This is a genomic window from Polaribacter huanghezhanensis (assembly GCF_030444335.1).
GTDB lineage: Bacteria > Bacteroidota > Bacteroidia > Flavobacteriales > Flavobacteriaceae > Polaribacter > Polaribacter huanghezhanensis.
This window is the reverse complement of record NZ_CP128595.1, coordinates 2,216,688-2,236,562: the sequence shown is the minus strand read 5'-3', so window position 1 is coordinate 2,236,562 and position 19,875 is coordinate 2,216,688. Positions and strand designations below refer to the sequence as shown.

At 31.0% G+C, this 19,875-nt stretch carries 20 protein-coding genes and 2 tRNA genes; 13 read left to right on the top strand and 9 right to left on the bottom strand.

Features of this window, described 5'->3' with window-relative positions:
• Window positions 1-29: 29 nt before the first annotated feature.
• Window positions 30-902, top strand: coding sequence for a succinate--CoA ligase subunit alpha (gene sucD, locus KCTC32516_RS10520; protein ID WP_301400388.1), 873 nt, complete (start codon window positions 30-32; stop codon window positions 900-902).
• A gap of 55 nt (window positions 903-957) precedes the next feature.
• On the opposite strand, the gene KCTC32516_RS10515 is transcribed toward sucD, so the two are convergent.
• Window positions 958-1,959, bottom strand: a complete 1,002-nt coding sequence (locus KCTC32516_RS10515) for a COX15/CtaA family protein (RefSeq protein WP_301400387.1) — start codon at window positions 1,957-1,959, stop codon at window positions 958-960.
• A 125-nt stretch (window positions 1,960-2,084) separates the two neighbouring features.
• Between KCTC32516_RS10515 and fabG the strand changes: the two genes are divergently transcribed.
• The 10 genes from fabG (at window position 2,085) to KCTC32516_RS10465 (ending at window position 13,829) form a co-directional block, all read left to right on the top strand.
• On the top strand, window positions 2,085-2,828 hold the full coding sequence (gene fabG, locus KCTC32516_RS10510) for a 3-oxoacyl-[acyl-carrier-protein] reductase (RefSeq protein WP_301400386.1): 744 nt from the start codon (window positions 2,085-2,087) through the stop codon (window positions 2,826-2,828).
• A gap of 112 nt (window positions 2,829-2,940) precedes the next feature.
• The gene (locus KCTC32516_RS10505) at window positions 2,941-4,968 is read left to right on the top strand and encodes a VWA domain-containing protein (protein ID WP_301400385.1); all 2,028 of its coding nucleotides are present in this window, start codon (window positions 2,941-2,943) and stop codon (window positions 4,966-4,968) included.
• A gap of 5 nt (window positions 4,969-4,973) precedes the next feature.
• Window positions 4,974-5,156, top strand: a complete 183-nt coding sequence (locus tag KCTC32516_RS10500; RefSeq protein ID WP_301400384.1) for a CPXCG motif-containing cysteine-rich protein — start codon at window positions 4,974-4,976, stop codon at window positions 5,154-5,156.
• A 102-nt stretch (window positions 5,157-5,258) separates the two neighbouring features.
• Window positions 5,259-5,648 (top strand): acyl-CoA thioesterase, encoded by a 390-nt coding sequence (locus KCTC32516_RS10495; protein WP_301400382.1) that lies wholly within the window; start codon window positions 5,259-5,261, stop codon window positions 5,646-5,648.
• A 50-nt stretch (window positions 5,649-5,698) separates the two neighbouring features.
• Window positions 5,699-6,043, top strand: a complete 345-nt coding sequence (locus KCTC32516_RS10490) for a hypothetical protein (RefSeq protein WP_301400381.1) — start codon at window positions 5,699-5,701, stop codon at window positions 6,041-6,043.
• A gap of 107 nt (window positions 6,044-6,150) precedes the next feature.
• Window positions 6,151-10,464 carry a CusA/CzcA family heavy metal efflux RND transporter gene (locus tag KCTC32516_RS10485; protein ID WP_301400380.1) on the top strand — a complete coding sequence of 1,438 codons (4,314 nt, stop codon included), beginning with the start codon at window positions 6,151-6,153 and terminating at the stop codon, window positions 10,462-10,464.
• Window positions 10,465-10,466: 2 nt separating this feature from the next.
• Window positions 10,467-11,624: an efflux RND transporter periplasmic adaptor subunit gene (locus tag KCTC32516_RS10480; RefSeq protein ID WP_301400379.1), complete on the top strand. Its 1,158-nt coding sequence runs from the start codon at window positions 10,467-10,469 to the stop codon at window positions 11,622-11,624.
• Between the two features lie 95 nt (window positions 11,625-11,719).
• Window positions 11,720-12,613, top strand: coding sequence for a cation diffusion facilitator family transporter (locus tag KCTC32516_RS10475; RefSeq protein WP_301400378.1), 894 nt, complete (start codon window positions 11,720-11,722; stop codon window positions 12,611-12,613).
• 42 nt (window positions 12,614-12,655) lie between these two features.
• Complete coding sequence (locus KCTC32516_RS10470) at window positions 12,656-13,489, top strand: prohibitin family protein (RefSeq protein WP_301400377.1); 834 nt, start codon at window positions 12,656-12,658, stop codon at window positions 13,487-13,489.
• A gap of 214 nt (window positions 13,490-13,703) precedes the next feature.
• On the top strand, window positions 13,704-13,829 hold the full coding sequence (locus KCTC32516_RS10465) for a hypothetical protein (RefSeq protein ID WP_301400376.1): 126 nt from the start codon (window positions 13,704-13,706) through the stop codon (window positions 13,827-13,829).
• Window positions 13,830-13,901: 72 nt separating this feature from the next.
• Here KCTC32516_RS10465 and KCTC32516_RS10460 read toward each other — a convergent pair whose 3' ends face one another.
• From KCTC32516_RS10460 to KCTC32516_RS10450, 3 genes are all read right to left on the bottom strand, one after another.
• The gene (locus KCTC32516_RS10460; RefSeq protein WP_301400375.1) at window positions 13,902-14,699 is read right to left on the bottom strand and encodes a carboxypeptidase-like regulatory domain-containing protein; all 798 of its coding nucleotides are present in this window, start codon (window positions 14,697-14,699) and stop codon (window positions 13,902-13,904) included.
• A gap of 65 nt (window positions 14,700-14,764) precedes the next feature.
• A tRNA-Leu gene (locus KCTC32516_RS10455) sits at window positions 14,765-14,848 on the bottom strand.
• Window positions 14,849-15,005: 157 nt separating this feature from the next.
• A tRNA-Lys gene (locus KCTC32516_RS10450) sits at window positions 15,006-15,078 on the bottom strand.
• 102 nt (window positions 15,079-15,180) lie between these two features.
• Between KCTC32516_RS10450 and KCTC32516_RS10445 the strand changes: the two genes are divergently transcribed.
• Entirely contained in the window at window positions 15,181-15,696 is a 516-nt protein-coding gene (locus tag KCTC32516_RS10445) for a shikimate kinase (protein ID WP_301400374.1), read from the top strand.
• On the opposite strand, the gene KCTC32516_RS10440 is transcribed toward KCTC32516_RS10445, so the two are convergent.
• Together KCTC32516_RS10440 and KCTC32516_RS10435 are read right to left on the bottom strand one after the other, a co-directional pair.
• Window positions 15,688-16,191 carry a phosphoribosyltransferase family protein gene (locus tag KCTC32516_RS10440; protein WP_301400373.1) on the bottom strand — a complete coding sequence of 168 codons (504 nt, stop codon included), beginning with the start codon at window positions 16,189-16,191 and terminating at the stop codon, window positions 15,688-15,690. The genes KCTC32516_RS10445 and KCTC32516_RS10440 overlap by 9 nt on opposite strands.
• A gap of 31 nt (window positions 16,192-16,222) precedes the next feature.
• Window positions 16,223-16,609, bottom strand: a complete 387-nt coding sequence (locus tag KCTC32516_RS10435) for an RNA-binding S4 domain-containing protein (protein ID WP_301400372.1) — start codon at window positions 16,607-16,609, stop codon at window positions 16,223-16,225.
• 79 nt (window positions 16,610-16,688) lie between these two features.
• On the opposite strand from KCTC32516_RS10435, the gene KCTC32516_RS10430 reads away from it, so the two are divergent.
• Window positions 16,689-17,564 (top strand): FKBP-type peptidyl-prolyl cis-trans isomerase, encoded by an 876-nt coding sequence (locus KCTC32516_RS10430; RefSeq protein ID WP_301400371.1) that lies wholly within the window; start codon window positions 16,689-16,691, stop codon window positions 17,562-17,564.
• A 66-nt stretch (window positions 17,565-17,630) separates the two neighbouring features.
• Here KCTC32516_RS10430 and KCTC32516_RS10425 read toward each other — a convergent pair whose 3' ends face one another.
• From KCTC32516_RS10425 to KCTC32516_RS10415, 3 genes are read right to left on the bottom strand one after another with little or no spacing between them, the layout of a single operon-like run.
• Window positions 17,631-18,233: a porin family protein gene (locus KCTC32516_RS10425; RefSeq protein WP_301400370.1), complete on the bottom strand. Its 603-nt coding sequence runs from the start codon at window positions 18,231-18,233 to the stop codon at window positions 17,631-17,633.
• 46 nt (window positions 18,234-18,279) lie between these two features.
• Complete coding sequence (locus tag KCTC32516_RS10420; RefSeq protein ID WP_301400369.1) at window positions 18,280-19,239, bottom strand: transketolase family protein; 960 nt, start codon at window positions 19,237-19,239, stop codon at window positions 18,280-18,282.
• 57 nt (window positions 19,240-19,296) lie between these two features.
• Window positions 19,297-19,875 (bottom strand): Maf family nucleotide pyrophosphatase, encoded by a 579-nt coding sequence (locus tag KCTC32516_RS10415; protein ID WP_301400368.1) that lies wholly within the window; start codon window positions 19,873-19,875, stop codon window positions 19,297-19,299.

The following is a 19,875-nucleotide window of genomic DNA, read 5'->3' as shown; positions in this document are numbered from 1 at the left end:
ATATAAAATTTAGATTAAACAATAAATAAATGAGCGTTTTAGTAAATAAAGATTCAAAAATTATAGTACAAGGTTTTACGGGTAGCGAAGGAACTTTTCACGCTGGTCAAATGATCGATTACGGAACAAACGTAGTTGGTGGAGTTACTCCAGGAAAAGGTGGTCAAGAGCACTTAGGAAAACCTGTTTTTAATACTGTTGCAGATGCTGTGGATAAAGCATCAGCAGATACTTCAATTATTTTTGTACCGCCAGCTTTTGCTGCGGATGCAATTATGGAAGCTGCAGATGCAGGAATCAAAGTAATTATTTGTATTACAGAAGGAATTCCTACTGCAGATATGGTAAAAGTAAAAGCATATTTAGAAAATAAAGCATGTACATTAATTGGCCCAAACTGTCCAGGAGTTATTACTCCAGATGAAGCTAAAGTTGGTATTATGCCAGGTTTTATCTTTAAAAAAGGAAGAGTAGGTATTGTTTCTAAATCTGGAACATTAACCTATGAAGCAGCGGATCAAGTGGTGAAACAAGGATACGGAATTACCACTGCAATTGGAATTGGTGGAGATCCAATTATTGGAACAACAACCAAAGAAGCTGTTGAATTATTAATGAATGATGATGAAACAGAAGCAATTGTAATGATTGGTGAAATTGGTGGTCAATTAGAAGCAGATGCTGCAAAATGGATTAAAGCCGATGGAAATAGAAAACCTGTTGTAGGTTTCATTGCTGGACAAACTGCTCCTGCTGGAAGAACAATGGGACATGCTGGTGCAATTGTTGGTGGAGAAGATGATACGGCACAAGCAAAAATGAAAATTTTAGCTGAAAACGGAATTTACGTTGTTGAATCTCCTGCAAAAATTGGAGAAATGATTGCTAAAGTGTTGAAATAAGAGTTAAAACTTAATACATAAAAAAAGTCCGAAGTAAATTTACTACGGACTTTTTTTATGCTTTTAATTTTCCTGATAGATAAAAGAGGCGAACACCTGTAAGTAATACAAGAATTGCAACCAACTGATGTGTAACAGCAGTATGCAAATGAACTCGTAATAACAACGTTGCGATTCCTAAAGATATTTGAACTAAAACCAACCCAAGCAGAAGCGTGCTAGTTCCTTTTAAGTTAGTGTTTCGAGATTTTTTATAGATAATTAGTGCTACAATAAAAACGACCCAAGCAAAAATTCTATGAAATGCTTGAATATCTAACGCATTGTAAAGCAAACTGAAATCATTGGTATTTCTAAAGTTATAACCAGCAATTTGTTTGATAATAGTGTCATTAGTATCTAAAAAATAGCCTGCTTTTAATCCAGCAACAAATGCTCCGTAAATAATTTGTGTAATCAACACAACAATAAACCATTTACTTAATTTATGTATTTTGGTATTTTCTTTTTTGGGTACAGCATTAAAACTCATTATCAACCAATAAATATAGCACATCAAGCCAAATGCAGTGAGTAAGTGAATTGCCAATCTAAAATGACTCACATGTGGTCTATCAATCAAACCACTTTTTACCATAAACCATCCTAAAAAACCTTGAAATCCGCCAAGAAAAAGGAGCAGTAACAATTGTTTTTTCTGCTTCTGATTGAACCATTTTTTCATCCAAAAAAACACAAACGGAAAGATAAATACCAATCCGATTAACCTTCCTAACAATCGGTGTAAATATTCCCAAAAGAAAATCATCTTAAACTCAGACAATTCCATGCCTTTATTAATCTTCTGATATTCTGGAAATTGCTGGTATTTAGCAAATTCTTCTTGCCATTCAGCATCATTTAAAGGAGGAATTACTCCATGAATAGGTTTCCATTCTACAATAGATAAACCCGATTGCGTTAAACGAGTTATGCCGCCAATAATTACCATAAAGGCAATTAAAACCAAACCACTATACAACCAAGTAGTAAGGTATTTTGTTTTTTTCGCTTTCATTGGTGTAAAAATAATGAACAATCAGTATTTATTATCAAAAACGGAAGGAAAATTTATTTTGATACTAGATATTTGGCTCCATTTCTTTTTTATATATTTGAATTTAGAAAAATCAATTTAAAAGAATGAAATTACTAGAAAATAAAACAGCCATAATTACTGGAGCAACAAGAGGAATTGGAAGAGGAATTGCAGTGATGTTTGCACAACAAGGTGCAAATGTGGCATTTACATACAGTTCTTCAGTTGATGCTGCAAACGCATTAGAAAACGAACTAAAAGCATTAGGTGTAAACGCAAAAGGATACCAATCGAATGCTGCTATTTTTGATGCTGCTCAAGAATTGGCTGCTGATGTTTTAAAAGAGTTTGGTACCATCGATATTTTAGTAAACAACGCAGGAATTACAAAAGACAATTTATTAATGCGCATTTCTGAAGCCGATTTTGATAAAGTAATTGAAGTAAACTTAAAATCTGTTTTCAATTTAACCAAAGCGGTAATTCGCCCGATGATGAAACAACGTAACGGTTCAATTATCAATATGAGTTCTGTTGTTGGTTTAAAAGGAAATGCCGGACAAGCAAATTATGCAGCTTCAAAAGCAGGAATAGTTGGATTTTCTAAATCTGTCGCTTTAGAATTGGGCTCTAGAAATATTAGATCTAACGTAATTGCGCCAGGTTTTATTGAAACAGAAATGACAGGAAAATTAGACGAAGCAACGGTGCAAGGTTGGAGAGATGCCATTCCGTTAAAACGTGGTGGAACCCCAGACGACATTGCAAATGCGTGCGTATTTTTAGCTTCAGATATGAGTGCTTATATTACCGGACAAACATTATCTGTTGATGGCGGAATGAGCTAATAAGAGAGTATCATAAAGAATATGAAACCTGTAACAAATTGTTGCAGGTTTTCTTTTTTTAACAAGTTTTTTAAAAGGATAATTGTTAGCTTTACGTTTCATAATTTTATTCTTGCAAACAACTACAATCATATATCTTTTAGCTGCTATCCTTTTTAGTGTAGCCTTTTCTTGGTTGCTGTATTTTTACAAATCAAAAGCATTAAAAAAAATAGATTATCTTTTGTTTTCGTTAAGAGCAACAAGCATTTTTTTATTATTGTTATTGTTGATCAATCCGTCAATAGCGCGACAAGAATTAACAAATAAAAAACCAATGCTATCTGTTTTGGTTGATAATTCTTTATCCATACAACATTTTAAAAGCGAAAAAGTAGCTACCAATTTTGTCAACCAGATAAAGAACAATTCACAAATTAATAAAAAATTTGAGGTACAATTTTTTAAATTTGGAGAAGCAATTAGCGTCTTAGATTCGTTGTCTTTTTCAGCCCATCAAACCAATATTTACAAAGCAATCAGTAGGGTAGAAGCACTACATAAAAACACGATTGCTCCAGTAATTTTAATTTCAGATGGGAACCAAACTACAGGAAATTCGTATCCGTTTATCAGCACAAAAAAGAATATTTTTCCATTGATAATTGGTGATACAATTGCTAAAAGCGATGTTAAAATTGCTCAAATAAACGTAAATAAATACAGTTACTTAAAAAATCGTTTTCCGGTAGAAACCAGAATTGTATACGATGGAATTAAAAACGTAAAAACACAGTTTACAATTCAACACAGAGGGAAAATTATTTACAGAAAAAACGTAGCGTTTTCTTCATCAAAAACGGTTGAAACCATTTCTACTACCATTGTATCAACCGAAGAAGGCGTTCAGTATTACAAAGCCTCTGTTGCAAAGATTGAAAGCGAAGAAAATGTAGAAAACAATTCCAATACCTTTTCTGTAGAAGTTTTAAATGAGCAAACTAAAATCTTGTTGCTGACTTCTTTTATTCATCCAGACCTTGGCGCGATTAAAAAAGCAATTGAAACCAACAAACAACGTTCTGTAACGATTGAAAACATCAAAGATTTTAAAGGTAAATTAGCGGAGTATCAATTGGTTGTGTTGTATCAACCAACAGTGCAATTTGAAACTGTTTTTAATTCGATTGAAAAAGAAAAAGCAAATTATTTTGTGATTACGGGAGAAAATACCAATTGGAATTTCTTGAACGAAATGCAATCGAATTACTATAAAAATGCGATCAACCAGTCAGAAGAATTTGGCGCTATTTTTAACAACGGATTTTTAACGTTCGGACAAAAAGAAATTGGTTTTGAATCTTTTCCGCCTTTAAATAATGCTTTTGGAAGCATTAATATGACATCAAAATTTGATGCCTTATTGTTTCAAAATATTGCAGGCTTTCAAACACAAACGCCCTTATTGGCAACTTTTGAAAATGATTCGCAAAAAAGTGCGGTGTTGTTTGGCGAAGGAATTTGGAAATGGAGAGCAGCAAGTTTTATCAACTCTGGTTCTTTTCAAGATTTTGATAAATTTTTGGCAAATATGGTTCAGTATTTGGCATCGACAAAAAAGCGAGAACGCTTGTCTTTAAAGTATGATGCGTTGCATCCAGCAAATACTCCAATTGCAATAAATGCTTTTTATGTGGATAAAAATTATCAGTTTGATGCAAGAGCAAAACTGAATCTAAAACTCACAAATACTGTAACAAACGTTTCTCAAAATGTTCCTTTTTCTTTGTTAAACAATTCCTTTGAAGCAGTTTTAAACGAGTTGCCTTCTGGAGATTATCGTTTTGAAGTTACGGTGGAAAATCAACCAGTTCGTAAAACAGGACAGTTTAAAATTACAACGTATCAAATTGAAGAACAGTTTACGAGCGCCAATCAAAAGGAATTAAAACTGTTGGCAAATAATACGGAAGGAAAAAGTTATTTTCCTAGAAATAATCAGCAAATAATCAATGATTTAATTGCAGATAAACGGTATGTAACCACTCAAAAAAGTACAATTATACATCAACAATTGATCGACTGGAAATTGATTTTAGCGTTGAGTATTTTGTTTTTTACGGTTGAATGGTTTATCAGAAAATACATTGGTAAAATTTAATTGATATGATAGAACATTTTTTTCAATGTCCGTATTGTTGGGAAAACATTTCAATGCTTTTAGACAGCAGCATAACGCAACAAACCTATGTAGAAGATTGCGAAGTGTGTTGCAATCCGATTCAAATCACTGCAAATTTTGAAGCTGAAGTATTAATAGGTTTTGAAGCAATTGATATAGAACAATAGCATTGTAAATACTTATTATAAAATTTATAAAAGCAATTGCAAAGATTAGTTTTATCAAAGGAATAGCTCGAGATTTGTACAGCATTTAAAAAAGAATAATTTATGAGATTTCATACTAGAAAATGGATAAAACCAGAAGATTTAAATCCAAACGGAACGTTGTTTGGCGGTCGTTTATTACAGTGGATTGATGAAGAATTAGGAATTTATGCCATCATTCAATTAGAAATTCCAAGAACGGTAACTAAATTTATGTCAGAAATTGATTTTGTAAGTTCGGCAAAACAAGGAGATATTATAGAAATTGGTATTGAAGTGTTGGCATTTGGGAATTCATCCATCACTTTAAAATGTTCAGTTAGAAATAAATTGACGCACAAAGTTATTATTGAAATAGATAAAATTGTAATGGTTTCTTTAGACGAAAAAGGCAAACCTTTAAATCACGGAAAAACAAAAATAGAATATGTAAAAAATAGATTAAATAAGTAATATTTTCTTTAAAATAGTACTATTTTTGTATTCTTAAATAGAATGAAGCATTGAAAGAATTAAGTATCTTCTTATTAATTTTATTAATGTTTGTGCCACCGGTACAAGCACATTTAGATGCAGTTATATTTACTGATACTGTAGAAAATCACCATGCAGATGTTTTAGGAGATTCTCATGAAGTTCAGCATCATAAAAATGATACAGAAGATAATAAAAATTCAAAACACCATCATCATTGTACTTCATTAGGTTTTTCTAGTGCAATAATTACGCCTTTTAATGCGTGTTGTAATTTAAAAGGAATTACACAAGTAAAAAAACCAAATCATTATTACCAAAAATCTTTAGTCTCTAATTATTTAGAAACACTTCTAGAGCCTCCACAAGTTTAATTTGTTACAACAGAAATAAGTTAACCTGATTTTTTTAAAAAATCGGGAGAATTATGATGGCTTCATTTGAGCCATATAATTATTGTATCACGTAAAAACAAATTAAAATGTTAGATAGCATTATAAAATTTTCAATTAAAAATAAATTGATTATTGGTGTGTTTATCGTTGGATTAATTGGTTGGGGAATATACTCCGTTCAACAACTACCAATAGACGCAGTACCAGATATCACCAATAATCAGGTGCAAATTATTACATCAGCACCATCACAATCTGCGCAAGATATAGAACGTTTAGTTACATTTCCAATAGAATTGACAATGGCAAGTATTCCTAATATAGAAGAAGTTCGTTCTTTTTCTAGGTTTGGATTAAGTGTTGTTACCATCGTTTTTAAAGATAACGTAGATATTTATTGGGCAAGACAACAAATAAACGAGCGCCTTGTAGAAGCTAAAAATCAAATTCCAGCTGGTGTAGGAACACCAACAATGGCTCCTTTAACTTCAGGATTAGGGGAGATTTATCAATATACAATATATGCAGACAAAGGTTTTGAAAGTCAGTTTTCTACTATGGAACTTCGTTCAATTCAAGATTGGATAGTACACCGTCAATTATTAGGAATTGAAGGTGTTGCAGATGTAAGTAGCTTTGGGGGATTTTTAAAACAATATGAAGTAGCAATTGAACCCGATAAATTACAATCATTAAATGTTAGTATTAATGAGGTATTTGAAGCTTTGACAAAAAACAATCAAAATACTGGTGGGGCTTATATTGATAAAAACCCAAAAGCCTATTTTATTCGTAGTCAAGGATTGATACAAAAGTTAGATGATATAAAAAACATTGTTGTAAAAAACACATTAAATGGAACTCCAATTTTAATAAAAGATATTGGTGTTGTTCAATTTGGAAGTGCGGTGCGTTATGGGGCGATGACTCGAAATGGGGAAAGAGAAGTAGTAGGAGCTATTGTAATGATGTTAAAAGGGGCAAATTCTTCTAAAGTAATTCAAAAAGTAAAAGAACGTATTGCACAAATAGAAAAAAATTTACCAAAAGGCGTAATAATAAAGCCTTTTTTAGACAGAACAAAGTTGGTAGATAAAGCAATACATACAGTTTCAAAAAACTTAATAGAAGGTGCTTTAATAGTAATTTTTATATTGGTATTGTTCTTAGGTAATTTAAGGGCAGGATTAATTGTAGCTTCAGTGATTCCGTTGGCAATGTTATTTGCAATAAGTTTAATGAATCTATTTGGTGTTTCTGGAAATTTAATGAGCTTAGGAGCAATAGATTTTGGGATTATCGTAGATGGTTCTGTAATTATTGTAGAAGCAACTTTGCATTATCTCGGATTAAAAAAATCTGGAATAAAGCTTAGTCAAAAACAAATGGATAAAGAAGTATATACTTCTGCATCAAAAATTAGAACTAGTGCAGCTTTCGGAGAAATTATCATTTTAATAGTGTATTTACCAATACTTGCTTTAGTAGGTGTTGAAGGGAAGATGTTTAGACCAATGGCAATTGCAGTAAGTTTTGCAATTTTAGGAGCTTTTATTTTGTCTTTAACCTATGTCCCAATGATGAGCGCATTGTTTTTAAATAAAAAAATGAAACATAAAAAGACGATTTCTGATAAGATAATTGACGCCATTCAGAATATATATTCTCCTGCTTTAGATTATGTGTTGGTAAACAAGAAAAAAGTAATTATAGGTTCTTTAATTATTTTTGGATTTAGTTTGTTTACATTTTCAACAATGGGTTCTGAATTTATTCCGTCTTTAGATGAAGGAGATTTTGCCGTTGAAACACGTGTTTCAACAGGTAGTTCTCTTTCTCATACAATAGAGTCTGTAAACAAAGCATCAAAAATTCTTTTAAAAGAGTTCCCAAACGAAATAAAAGAAATTGTAGGAAAAATAGGTTCTTCAGAAATACCAACAGACCCAATGCCTATAGAAGCGGCCGATTTAATGATCATATTAAAAGAGAGTGATCAATGGGTAAAAGCAGACACTAAAGATCAATTAGCAGAAAAAATGCAACAGCTATTAGATGAAACGATGGTTGGTGTAACTTTTGGGTTTCAACAACCCATTCAAATGCGTTTTAATGAATTAATGACAGGCGCAAGGCAAGACGTTGTCTTGAAAGTTTATGGAGAGGATCTAGATAAACTAGTACAATATGGAAATCTAATAGCTACTTTGATACCTAATATTGATGGCGCAGAAGATTTGTATGTTGAGAAAATGACGGGATTAAAACAAATTGTAATTGATTATAAGCGTAGTCAATTGGCATTTTATGGTTTAAATGTTTCAGCAGTTAACACCACCATAAACGCTGCATTTGCTGGTCAAATTGCTGGTTCTGTTTATGAAGGAGAAAAACGGTTTGATTTAGTGGTAAGATTGGCAAACAAGAACAGAGAAAGTATAGAAGACATACGTAATCTGTACATTACAACTCCAAACGGAATACAAATTCCGCTTACAAATGTCGCTGACGTAAGTTTTAAAACAGGACCGAATCAAATTCAAAGAGATGATGCAAAACGTAGAATAACGGTAGGGTTTAATGTTAGAGGTAGAGATGTTGCTAGTATTGTAACTGAATTGAAACAAAAAGTTGATGCAAATATTCAATTTGATGCTGGTTATTATATTACGTATGGAGGTACTTTTAAGAATTTAGAAGAAGCAAGAACTAGATTATCTATTGCTGTCCCTGTAGCATTATTGCTGATTTTTTTATTATTGTACATTACCTTTAAATCAATAAAACAAAGTGTCTTAATTTTTACAGCGATTCCGATGTCCGCAATTGGTGGAATTTTTGCGTTATGGTTAAGAGATATGCCATTTTCGATTTCAGCGGGAATTGGTTTTATTGCTTTGTTTGGTGTGGCTGTTTTAAACGGAATTGTATTAATCGCAGAATTTAATCGATTAAAAAAAGAGGGAGTTACAGATCGTGTAGAAATTATTAAAAGAGGAACTTCTGTAAGATTACGTCCAGTGATATTAACTGCTTTAGTGGCTTCTTTAGGGTTTTTACCAATGGCTCTTTCAGGATCAGCAGGAGCAGAAGTTCAAAAGCCTTTAGCAACAGTTGTTATTGGAGGGTTGGTTTCTGCCACGCTTTTAACTTTGTTAATTTTACCTGTTTTGTATTCTATATTTGAAACGATTAAAACTAAAAAAATAATGATTTCTAAAACAGCAACTATTATTGTGCTTCTATTTTGTTCTACTCTGATGTATTCTCAGGAGTCAAGTAAAAAATTATCAGAAAAAGAAGTGGTTAACTTGGCAATTAAAAGTTCTGTAACTTTAAAAAAGTCGAATTTAACTATTCTTAAAAGTGAATTTGGTATTGCTGAATCAATTGATTTAGCTCCTTTGGTAATTAAATTTCAAGATGTTGGAGTTGCAAATGGAGTCTCAGAAAAAGAATGGTCTGTACATCAAAATTTTGGATCTGTTTTATCTCATCTTCAAAATAGAAAATTAGCTAAAGTAAAAAGAGATTTTGCAAAAGCATCTAATAAGATTTCATTAAAAGAAACGATAAGAAATGCCAAAATTTTATATCAAAAATGGCATTATTTATATGCACTCATTTCTTTATTAGAAGAAGAACAATTAAATAGAAAGCAGGTAAGTGATATAGCAAATAAGTTATATAAATCTGGTGAAATAGGGGGCTTAGAAAATGATTTAACGGCTTTAGAATCTTTAGGTGTTCAATCTCAAAAAAGTAAAATATATAAACAATTTTTGAACATTGAGAATGAGTTAAAAGAACTATTACAAATTAATTATGGTATTGTGCCTATATCAAAATTGCCTAAAAGAAAAGAAGTATCACTAGAAGATAATGTAATTTCTACTTCTTTTAAATCAGTAATTAATAAAAGCAATCAAGTTGCTCAGAAAAAAATAGAGGTGGCAAAATCTTTTTATTTTCCTGGATTAACAGCTGGGTTAGTAAACATAAAAACAGGAAATACTTCTGGTTTTACAGGCTTTAATATAGGATTAAATATTCCGATTTCAATTTGGTCAAAAAGAGCTGTAATTAAAAAGCAACAAATCATTAAAGAAGAAGTTGCTTTTGAAAACACTTCAAAAATAGTAGCGTTGCATAATAATTTTGAAAGTTTAAGAACACAGGTTACATATTTAAAAGAGGAACTAGAAAATGTAGAAAAAACTAAAAATATAGCTACAACATTTCTAAACAAACTAAAGATCGCATATCAATCTGGAGAAATTGATGCGTATCAATATAGCCAAAGTTTTAGTGCTTATTTTCAAGTAATGCAAAATTATTTATCACTGATTAACAATTACAATCAAACAGTAATTGCTTACGAATTTTATACAAAAGAATAACAATGAAAAAATATATATACTTATTATTAGCTGTTGCAATCATCAGTTGTAATCCAAAATCTGAAACGAAATTAGATATAAAAGTTGTACAAGAACAACAGAATAAAAACAGAATTCATTTAACGAAAGTACAATTGGCAACAACAAAAATTAAAGTTGGAGACATACAAAAAATGAATATTAGAGATAGAGTGACTGTTACTGGAACCATTGAGGTGCCGCCGCAAAGTAAGGTTACTATTTACGCACCCATGGAGGCGTTTGTATTTAAAACAAATTTATTGCCTGGAGATAAAGTAAAAAAAGGACAAATAGTTGCAACTTTAAAGCATCCAAATTTTATTAAATTACAATATGATTTTTTAAATGCTGTTAATAAAAGTGCAGTTGCAAAAGCTGATTACGATAGAAAAAAGATGTTATTAGCAAGTGAAATAACCTCAAAAAAATCTTTTCAAATTGCTGAAGGAGCATACAAATCAGCTAAAAGTTTGGTTGAAAGTTATTCTTCTCAATTAGCAATGATTGGTTTAAGTGCTGACATAGTTTTAAAGAACGGTATTCAACAATACATTTATGTAAAAACACCTATAGAAGGGTATGTTGTTGGCACTAATTTAAATCAAGGAAAATTCTTATCTACAAATTCAGAAATGATGGAAATTATTGATACGGATCATATGCATGCAGAATTAAATGTTTTTGGTGCAGACATTACTAAGATTAAAAAAGGAAATGACTTCTTTTTTCAAACTTCGGGTGTTGATGTAAATTATCAAGGGTATATTAAATTAATCAGTCAAAAAGTAGATAATAAAACAAAAACGGTAAACGTTCATGGGCATTTTGAAGATGATAAAGGCATTTTAAAATCAGGAATGTTTATCAATGCTCAAATACTTGTTGGAGGTAAAGAAGTATATGCGGTTCCAGAAAATGCAATTATAGAAATTGACGAACAACAATTTGTTTTTTTAGCAAAAAGTGATGTGGAATTTATTCCAATTAAAGTTACTACAGGAAATTCAGATAATAATTTCACAGAAATTAAAACGATTAAAGGAAATAAATTCAATGTTCATATTGTAACCGAAGGTGCTCATTTTTTAAAAGAGAAATGGTTGCAAATGACAGAAGGGAGTGATGGTGATGCACACTAAAAATTTTAAAGAGCGATTAATTTATTAATCGCTCTTAGTTTATTTTTTTTTGCATCTTTTCATTATTTTTAAGGTCTACTTAGAAAACTATAAATATGGCACACAATCACGAGAATCATCATGCTACAGAAAATATAAAAACAGCTTTTTTCTTAAACATTGCATTTACAATTATTGAAATTATTGGAGGTTTTTATACAAATAGTTTGGCAATTATGTCAGATGCAGTACACGATTTAGGTGATAGCCTAAGTTTAGGAATGTCTTGGTATTTCCAAAAACTATCAAATAAAGAAGCGAATAAAAAATATTCGTATGGGTATGGACGGTTTTCTTTACTAGGAGCAATCATCAACTCTATAGTGTTATTAATTGGTTCAATTTTTATTATTGTAGAAGCGATACCAAGAATTAAAAACCCTGAAGAAGCTAACGCAACAGGAATGATGTGGTTTGCTATTTTAGGAATTATTGTAAATGGAGCTGCAGTTTTAAAATTAAAAAAAGGTTCTTCTATTAATGAACGTGTAGTTTCTCTTCATTTTATAGAAGATGTTTTAGGATGGGTTGCAGTACTTATTGCAAGTATTGTAATGCAGTTTTGGAATGTGCCTTTACTAGATACAATTTTGTCTTTAGGGATTGCAGGGTATGTGTTATTTAATGTTTACAAAAATATTAAAGATGCGTTTAAAATTATTTTACAAGGTGTTCCTGATAAAATTTCTTCGGATGAAATAAAGGAGCAAATCATATTAAATATAGATGGAGTAGAAGATGTACACGATTTTCATATTTGGACCTTAGATGGAGAATATCATATTGCAACAATTCATATAATTCTAAAGAATAAAGAATTTAGTTGGCAAGAATCAAAAGAAATAAAAAAACACATAAAGCAACTATTACACGATAATTTTCAATTAGAACATGTAACCTTAGAACTAGAGTCAATTTCAGAAGATTGTGCTTATAAAGATTGTAATTAGCTAGCTTTATTGTAAATTTGAAAGAACTTAAAAATTAAAGATATGAGTAATCAACCGTTAGATATTAAATTTCCAAAAGGAGGAATTTTCTTTATAGTAATTGCCGTTTTAGCAATTATATTAATCTCTAAATCTGCAGTAACCATTGGTTCTGGAGAAAGAGGTGTTTTGTATAAATGGATTGGCGGTGTTGTAACCGATCAACCACCTTTAGACGAGGGGTTTAACTTTGTAATGCCATGGAATAAAGTATTTAAATACAATGTAAGACAACAAGAGTTATTTGAAAAAAAGATGGCGGTTTTGTCTTCTAATGGATTAGAAATTCAGTTAGATGCTTCAGTTTTATACCAAGCTACAACAAAAACAGTTGCTTTACTTCACCAAACTAGAGGAGAAAATTACCTACAAAGTGTAATTATTCCTGCAATTCGTTCTGCGACTAGAAGTGTGGTAGGAAGATACACGCCAGAACAATTATATTCTACAAAAAGAGATGCAATTCAAACAGAAATTTTTGAAGAAACTAAAAAAATTCTTGGACCACAATACATTCAATTAAATGCAGTATTGGTTAGAGATGTAACGTTACCACCAACAATTAAACAAGCAATTGAGCGAAAATTAAAACAAGAGCAAGAATCTTTAGAATATGAGTTTAGGTTAGTTACCGCTCAAAAAGAGGCAGAGAAGCAAATTATTGAAGCAAAAGGGAAAGCAGATGCAAATAAAATTTTAAGTGCATCTATTACCGATAAAATTTTACAGGATAAAGGAATTGAAGCAACTATTAAGCTATCACAATCTCCAAATACTAAAGTTATTGTAATTGGTTCAGGAAAAAACGGTTTGCCAATTATATTAGGAAATCAATAAATAGTTGCTAAGTTGATAACGCAATCAATACTTTTGTGTTGAATTGTCAATTTCAATTATAGTATATTAAAAAATTAAAAATCAGTCTTTTAAGGCTGATTTTTTTTATTTCTTAAATATGTGTTAAATAGATAAGTTAAGTGTAACTAATCTGGTTTTCTGTCGTCATATAGGTGTAAGTAAATTGAAGTAAAACATTCAAAAAACATTAAAAATGACAACAACAAATAATTTAAAAGAAGAAAAAAAAGAGAACCAAGTAAGTAGTTTTTATTCAAAAAGAGTTTCTTGGAATAGTAAAAGAAAACACAACTATAAATACATTACATCTGTATTTTAGTTTTAGAATATTAGTTAGTTTTTAATAGTTGATAAAAGGGTTGCAAATTTAAATTTGCAACCCTTTTTGATTTTAGTTCTTTCTTTTAGGTAAAACGTCTCGTTCTATTTTACCTTTCTTAATGGCTTTGTAATTTTCATAACAATCTAGCACCGCTTCAATCATTTGCAAATCACTTGCTTTTTTAATAAAATAGTCAGAGTAATTACAGTCTACCAACAATTTTCTTAACTCCTCTTTGTCCATTTGCAGATATTCCATCATTACTTCTCTGTCAAATTTTCCACTAAGCATTTTTCGCAAATTGTCTTCTTTCTTTAATTTCTGAAGTTTTTTAAGCTGTTTCGGTTTTTTACCAAATAAATTATAAAGAAAATCTACCGGCTTAAATAATGCAGCAACAGGAGAATTTAAGTTTTGAGAAACAGATTTACCTACTTCATAGGTTTGTGGCAATCCATTAATATGTATTCTTGTAAAACGATCTTTAGGTACTTGTTTTACATCAATTTCTAAAACTCCAATTAATTTTGTAGACCGAATTACAACTTCTTTAATTTCATTTGCTTTTTCTAATAAAGAAATGATCAATTCATTTCCTTTTAGTAAATCGTTGGTTACTTTTAATTTGATAGATTGAAACCCTAAATAAGAAACCAAGATGGTATCGTTTGCTTTGGTGCTAATTTCAAAAAAGCCTTTTTCATCGGTAATGGTTCCAACAACAGAATTTAGGTTTAAAATATGAGCGGCGCTTAAAGGTTTGTTACCATCAGCGTTTACAATCTGACCTTTTAATTCTGTGTTTGTTTGTGAAAACCCTAAAAAAGAGATTCCGATAAACAAGATAAGTAGTATTTTTTTCTGCATTCTGCGAAGTTACAAATTAAAGTTTTTCAAGAAGTTAATTTTCTGTGAAATAAAGAAGTAATTTGTGCACATAACAGGAGTCGAACCTGCACGTTCTTACGAACACAAGCCCCTCAAGCCTGCGCGTCTACCAATTCCGCCATATGTGCAATGTATTGAAACAAAAAAAGCTAAGCGATGCTTAACTTTTTTTTGTGACCGGGCTGGGGCTCACTTCGGCTACGCTCAGTATAAACTTCTCGCTTTTTAACCAAGTGGCTTTTGCCTGTTTTTTTAAATTCTCTTTAGCCAATAAGAGAAAAATTGTGACCGGGCTGGGGCTCGAACCCAGGACCCTCTCCTTAAAAGGGAGATGCTCTACCAACTGAGCTACCAGGTCTTGCTTTATTAAAAGCGAGTGCAAATATACTACCTATTGTTTAAAAAATAAAACAATTTTTAGATAATTTTAGCGATATTTGTGATTGTATAAATATTGAAGATGAAAATAGTTTTATTAGGGTATATGGGAAGTGGGAAAACTACAGTTGCTAGGTACTTGGCGCATAAATTAAATAAAACATTTATAGATTTGGATGTCTACATTGAAGAGAAAGAAAAGAGCTCTATCTCTCAATTGTTTGCTGTAAAAGGAGAAATCTATTTTAGAAAACAAGAAGGACATTATTTAAAAGAAATCCTTGAGTCAAAATCTGACTATGTATTAGCTTTAGGAGGAGGAACACCTTGCTACGGAACAAATATGGAGCAAATAAAGAACAGCAATGCTTTTAGTATTTATTTAAAAGCAAGCATTCCTTTTTTAGTAAACAGGTTAGAATTTGGTAAAAAGAATCGCCCTCTAATTGCTAATTTAAATAATGAACAATTACTAGAATATATTGGAAAGCACATGTTTGAAAGAGCTCCCTTTTATGAGCAGTCTGATTACAAAGTGGTGTTAGATAATAAAACGATCGAAGAAGTTTATTGTGATATTGCAGTGCAATTACATTAAATAAGCAATTGCCTTATTTTTAGTAAATTCTACCACAACATGTTCTTGTAAAGTTGTTGAAAGTGAAATTCCTTTAAAGTCTGCTTTTACAGGATATTTTTTATGATTTCTATTTACTAATACTGCTGTTTTAAAACGTTTTAACGGAACTTCTAAAAAATGTTTAATTCCGTAAATTAAAGTAGCTCCAGAATTTAAAACATCATCTACCAAAACCAACGGTTTGTTTTTATAAACTGCACTAGAAATTGATGTTTGAATAGGGTTTAAAGGCTTTTTTTTATCAATAACAACTTCACACATAATAATTGTAATGTCAGAAATTTTGGACAGTTCTTTTTCTATTTCTTTAGCAAACAAAAAACCGTTTGTAGTAATTCCTGCTAAAACAATCTCTTTTTCATTGCTATTGCTTTCAAAAATTTGATATGCAATTCTTTTTGTTTTTTGCTGTATCTGTTGAGAAGTTAAAAAGATGTTTTTTTCTGCAGTCATTATGTTTTTTTATAAAACAAAGATATTAAAATTAAGTTTCAGATGGAGTAGAAGCATCATCATAATATCCATCAATATCTCTTCTGTCTTTTTTTGTTGGTCTTCCTGCACCTTTTTTTCGATAATAATCTTTAGAGTATTTTAGTAAATCTGTTTTTTCAAATTCTTCTTTTGGTGTAACATCTTTACGGTATAAATCAACCAATTTTGCGCCAACTCTACCATCCGGAATGTCTAAAACCTTCATTTTATAATTAATTTGGTTCTTTCTAACACCTAGTAACTCATTTCCGTATACTTCTTTTGAGGGTTTGCAATTTGCATCATCTATTTTAACATGTCCCTTTTTACAGGCTTCCGAAGCCATATTTCTTGTTTTAAAAACTCGAATACACCACAAATATTTATCAATTCTCATATAAAAAGTTAAAATTTCATTATTCTCTTTTTACAAAGGTATGAAAATCGTAAATTGCGCCCTTAAATTTAGTAGTTAGATGATAAAAATAAAAAATATATTAATAGTAGCAATAGCATCTATTTTAATATATGCTTGTAGTAGTAACAGTCCATTTCTTCCAGTATTTGATCATGGAGCTCAAGCTTTAAAAGATAATGATACATTGGTAAAGTATTTAACAAGCCATTATTACGATGTGTCAATAGACTCTATAAAGCCAATTGTAACTGGTAAAACAGCTTTAATAGATGATGCAAAATTAAAAACTCAAGATATTGTTTTTGATAATGTAGATTATAAGTTGTATTATTATTTAACAGAACAAGGTATTCCTGATCCAGTAAAAGGAAACCCAACCGTTATGGATTCTGTTTTAACAAAATACCAAGGTTCTCAACTAACAACATCTACAGTTATAGAAGTTTTTGAGACCCAAAAAGTTGCTACTTGGTTAACTTTAGATGCTGTTATTAAGGGGTGGTCTTCTGGTTTTACTCATTTTAAAGGAGGGAAAAATATCACAACGAATGGAGCTATTACATATCAAGATACTGGAAAAGGATTTTTATTTATTCCTTCTGGTTTGGGTTATAGAAATAGAGGGAATGGAACTATTTATGGAAATACCTGTTTGGTTTTTAGAATTGAATTATTAGATATTGTTGAAAATACAGACCATGATAATGATGGGTTAGCTTCTTACTTAGAAATTGTTGACGCAGTGGTAGAACCTAATCCCACAAAAGTAGATTCTGATGGTGATTTCATTCCTAATTATAAAGATGCAGATGATGATAATGATGGTACGCCTACAATAAAAGAAGATGCAAACAAAGACGGCGATCCAAGAAACGATTTTAGCGATCCAAGTAACCCAACATTACCTGATTATTTGAATCCAAAAATCAAATAGAGAAAATATTTAAGCATAAAAAAACTCCAGAATTTCTGGAGTTTTTTTTATACACTTATATTTTATTTACAACCTAATTGAGACACCAAATATAATTTGATTAGTTCTATTGTCAACAGTAACATTTGTTGAATTGTCAACAAAAATTGCTTCAGTTTTAGACAAGCCTCTTTCCCAACGAACATCCACACCTAAAGCTCCCAACTCAACTCCAAATCCCATTTGCATTCCTACAGAAAACTTATTAAAATCATTTGTAGATAAATTAGAGAACGTAAAATTATCATCGATAATATATTGAAAAGATGGACCAATAAACGCATTAGCAAACCCTAAAAATTTTGTTCCAATAAGTACAGGAACATCTATTTTTTTAAAATCATAATTTGTATTTGTACCTTTATAAAGGTATTCACTTTTTACTTGAGTAAATACAATTTCAGGTCTTAAATACAATCCAATTATTGGTATTTTTCCACGAAACCAAAGTCCAGCATGAAAACCAGATTTAGATTTTGCGCCATTTACAACATCACTTCCTGCACTAGAAAAAGTGACATCTCCATTGTTATTATAATTTACACCACCTTTAATTCCAAATTGGAATTGTGCACTTGCTGTTTGACTTAATCCAAAGATTAAGCACATCATTAAAAGAATTTTTTTCATATGAATAATTTTATTTAAATACATAAACGTTAAAAACGCCTTATTGTTATTTTCTTGCGATTACTTTTTCTACAGCAGCAACAATAGATGTGTCTGTTAATCCATATTTCTCCATTAATTGTGCTGGTGTACCAGACTCTCCAAAACTATCGTTTACAGCAATAAATTCTTGCGGAGTAGGATTGTTGGTTGCCAAACATCTTGCAACACTTTCTCCCAACCCTCCGTATTTATTATGCTCTTCTGCAGTAACAATACAACCTGTTTTCGCTACAGATTTTAAAATAGCTTCTTCATCCAGCGGTTTAATAGTATGAATGTTTATCACTTCTGCACTAATTCCTTTTGCTTCTAATTGTTCTGATGCTTGTAGGGCTTCCCAAACCAAATGGCCTGTTGCAACAATCGTTACATCGGTTCCTTCGGTTAATTGAATTGCTTTACCAATTACAAATTTTTCTTCTTTATAATCGGGCATAAAAATAGGCACAACTGGTCTTCCAAAACGTAAATAAACTGGACCTTCATGGTTAGCAATTGCAATAGTTGCGGCTTTGGTTTGATTGTAATCACAGGTGTTAATTACTGTCATTCCTGGCAACATTTTCATCAATCCAATATCTTCTAAGATTTGATGCGTTGCGCCATCTTCTCCCAAAGTTAATCCTGCGTGTGAAGCACAAATCTTTACATTTTTATCAGAATAGGCAATCGATTGACGAATTTGATCATACACTCTTCCTGTAGAAAAGTTAGCGAATGTTCCTGTAAACGGAATTTTACCACCGATTGTTAATCCTGCTGCAATTCCCATCATATTTGCTTCTGCAATTCCGATTTGAAAAAACCGTTCTGGATTTTCTTTAATAAACTGATTCATTTTTAAAGAACCAATTAAATCGGCACATAAAGCAACTACGTTAGGATTTGTTCTCCCTAACTCTGTTAAACCATCTCCAAATCCAGATCTGGTATCTTTTTTCTCGGTAAAAGTGTATTTTTTCATTAAAATGTATTTGTTGTGTGTTTGTAGCAAAAATAATAATATTATTGTAGCAAATGCTTACAATTTCATCAATTCTTTATATAACTTTTGAACAGGCAAACCAGCCACATTAAAATAGCTTCCTTTCATGCTCTCTATTGCAATAAAACCGATCCACTCTTGAATTCCATATGCTCCAGCTTTATCATAAGGATTGTAGTTATCTATGTAGTAATTGATCTCAGCATCCGTTAACTCTTTAAAATACACATCAGTTGTATCATTAAAAATGGTTTGAAAGTTGGTTCCTTTAATACTTACCGATGTAATTACCTCGTGTTTTTTCCCTGATAAAGCTCTTAACATTTTAAAAGCACCTGCTTTATCTTTTGGCTTTCCCAATGCTTTACCGTTTAACCAAACAATGGTATCCGAAGTAATTAACACATCATTTTCTTTTAAGTTGGTAAAGGGCTTCGATTTTAAATCTGCCAAATAATCAGTAATTTCTGCACCTTGTAATTTGGGTGGATATATTTCTTCAACTTCTTTTAATTCAATGGTAAACGGAAGGTCTAAGTCTTTTAAAAATTGTTGTCTTCTGGGTGATTTAGAAGCCAATATAATGTTGTGGTTCGCTAGTTTTTCTTTAAGCAT

Coding starts and splice junctions, on each gene's coding strand:
- sucD (WP_301400388.1), top strand. CDS start 30: ATGAGCGTTTTAGTAAATAAAGATTCAAAAATTATAGTACAAGGTTTT.
- KCTC32516_RS10515 (WP_301400387.1), bottom strand. CDS start 1,959: ATGAAAGCGAAAAAAACAAAATACCTTACTACTTGGTTGTATAGTGGT.
- fabG (WP_301400386.1), top strand. CDS start 2,085: ATGAAATTACTAGAAAATAAAACAGCCATAATTACTGGAGCAACAAGA.
- KCTC32516_RS10500 (WP_301400384.1), top strand. CDS start 4,974: ATGATAGAACATTTTTTTCAATGTCCGTATTGTTGGGAAAACATTTCA.
- KCTC32516_RS10495 (WP_301400382.1), top strand. CDS start 5,259: ATGAGATTTCATACTAGAAAATGGATAAAACCAGAAGATTTAAATCCA.
- KCTC32516_RS10485 (WP_301400380.1), top strand. CDS start 6,151: ATGTTAGATAGCATTATAAAATTTTCAATTAAAAATAAATTGATTATT.
- KCTC32516_RS10480 (WP_301400379.1), top strand. CDS start 10,467: ATGAAAAAATATATATACTTATTATTAGCTGTTGCAATCATCAGTTGT.
- KCTC32516_RS10475 (WP_301400378.1), top strand. CDS start 11,720: ATGGCACACAATCACGAGAATCATCATGCTACAGAAAATATAAAAACA.
- KCTC32516_RS10470 (WP_301400377.1), top strand. CDS start 12,656: ATGAGTAATCAACCGTTAGATATTAAATTTCCAAAAGGAGGAATTTTC.
- KCTC32516_RS10465 (WP_301400376.1), top strand. CDS start 13,704: ATGACAACAACAAATAATTTAAAAGAAGAAAAAAAAGAGAACCAAGTA.
- KCTC32516_RS10460 (WP_301400375.1), bottom strand. CDS start 14,699: ATGCAGAAAAAAATACTACTTATCTTGTTTATCGGAATCTCTTTTTTA.
- KCTC32516_RS10445 (WP_301400374.1), top strand. CDS start 15,181: ATGAAAATAGTTTTATTAGGGTATATGGGAAGTGGGAAAACTACAGTT.
- KCTC32516_RS10440 (WP_301400373.1), bottom strand. CDS start 16,191: ATGACTGCAGAAAAAAACATCTTTTTAACTTCTCAACAGATACAGCAA.
- KCTC32516_RS10435 (WP_301400372.1), bottom strand. CDS start 16,609: ATGAGAATTGATAAATATTTGTGGTGTATTCGAGTTTTTAAAACAAGA.
- KCTC32516_RS10430 (WP_301400371.1), top strand. CDS start 16,689: ATGATAAAAATAAAAAATATATTAATAGTAGCAATAGCATCTATTTTA.
- KCTC32516_RS10425 (WP_301400370.1), bottom strand. CDS start 18,233: ATGAAAAAAATTCTTTTAATGATGTGCTTAATCTTTGGATTAAGTCAA.
- KCTC32516_RS10420 (WP_301400369.1), bottom strand. CDS start 19,239: ATGAAAAAATACACTTTTACCGAGAAAAAAGATACCAGATCTGGATTT.
- KCTC32516_RS10415 (WP_301400368.1), bottom strand. CDS start 19,875: ATGCTTAAAGAAAAACTAGCGAACCACAACATTATATTGGCTTCTAAA.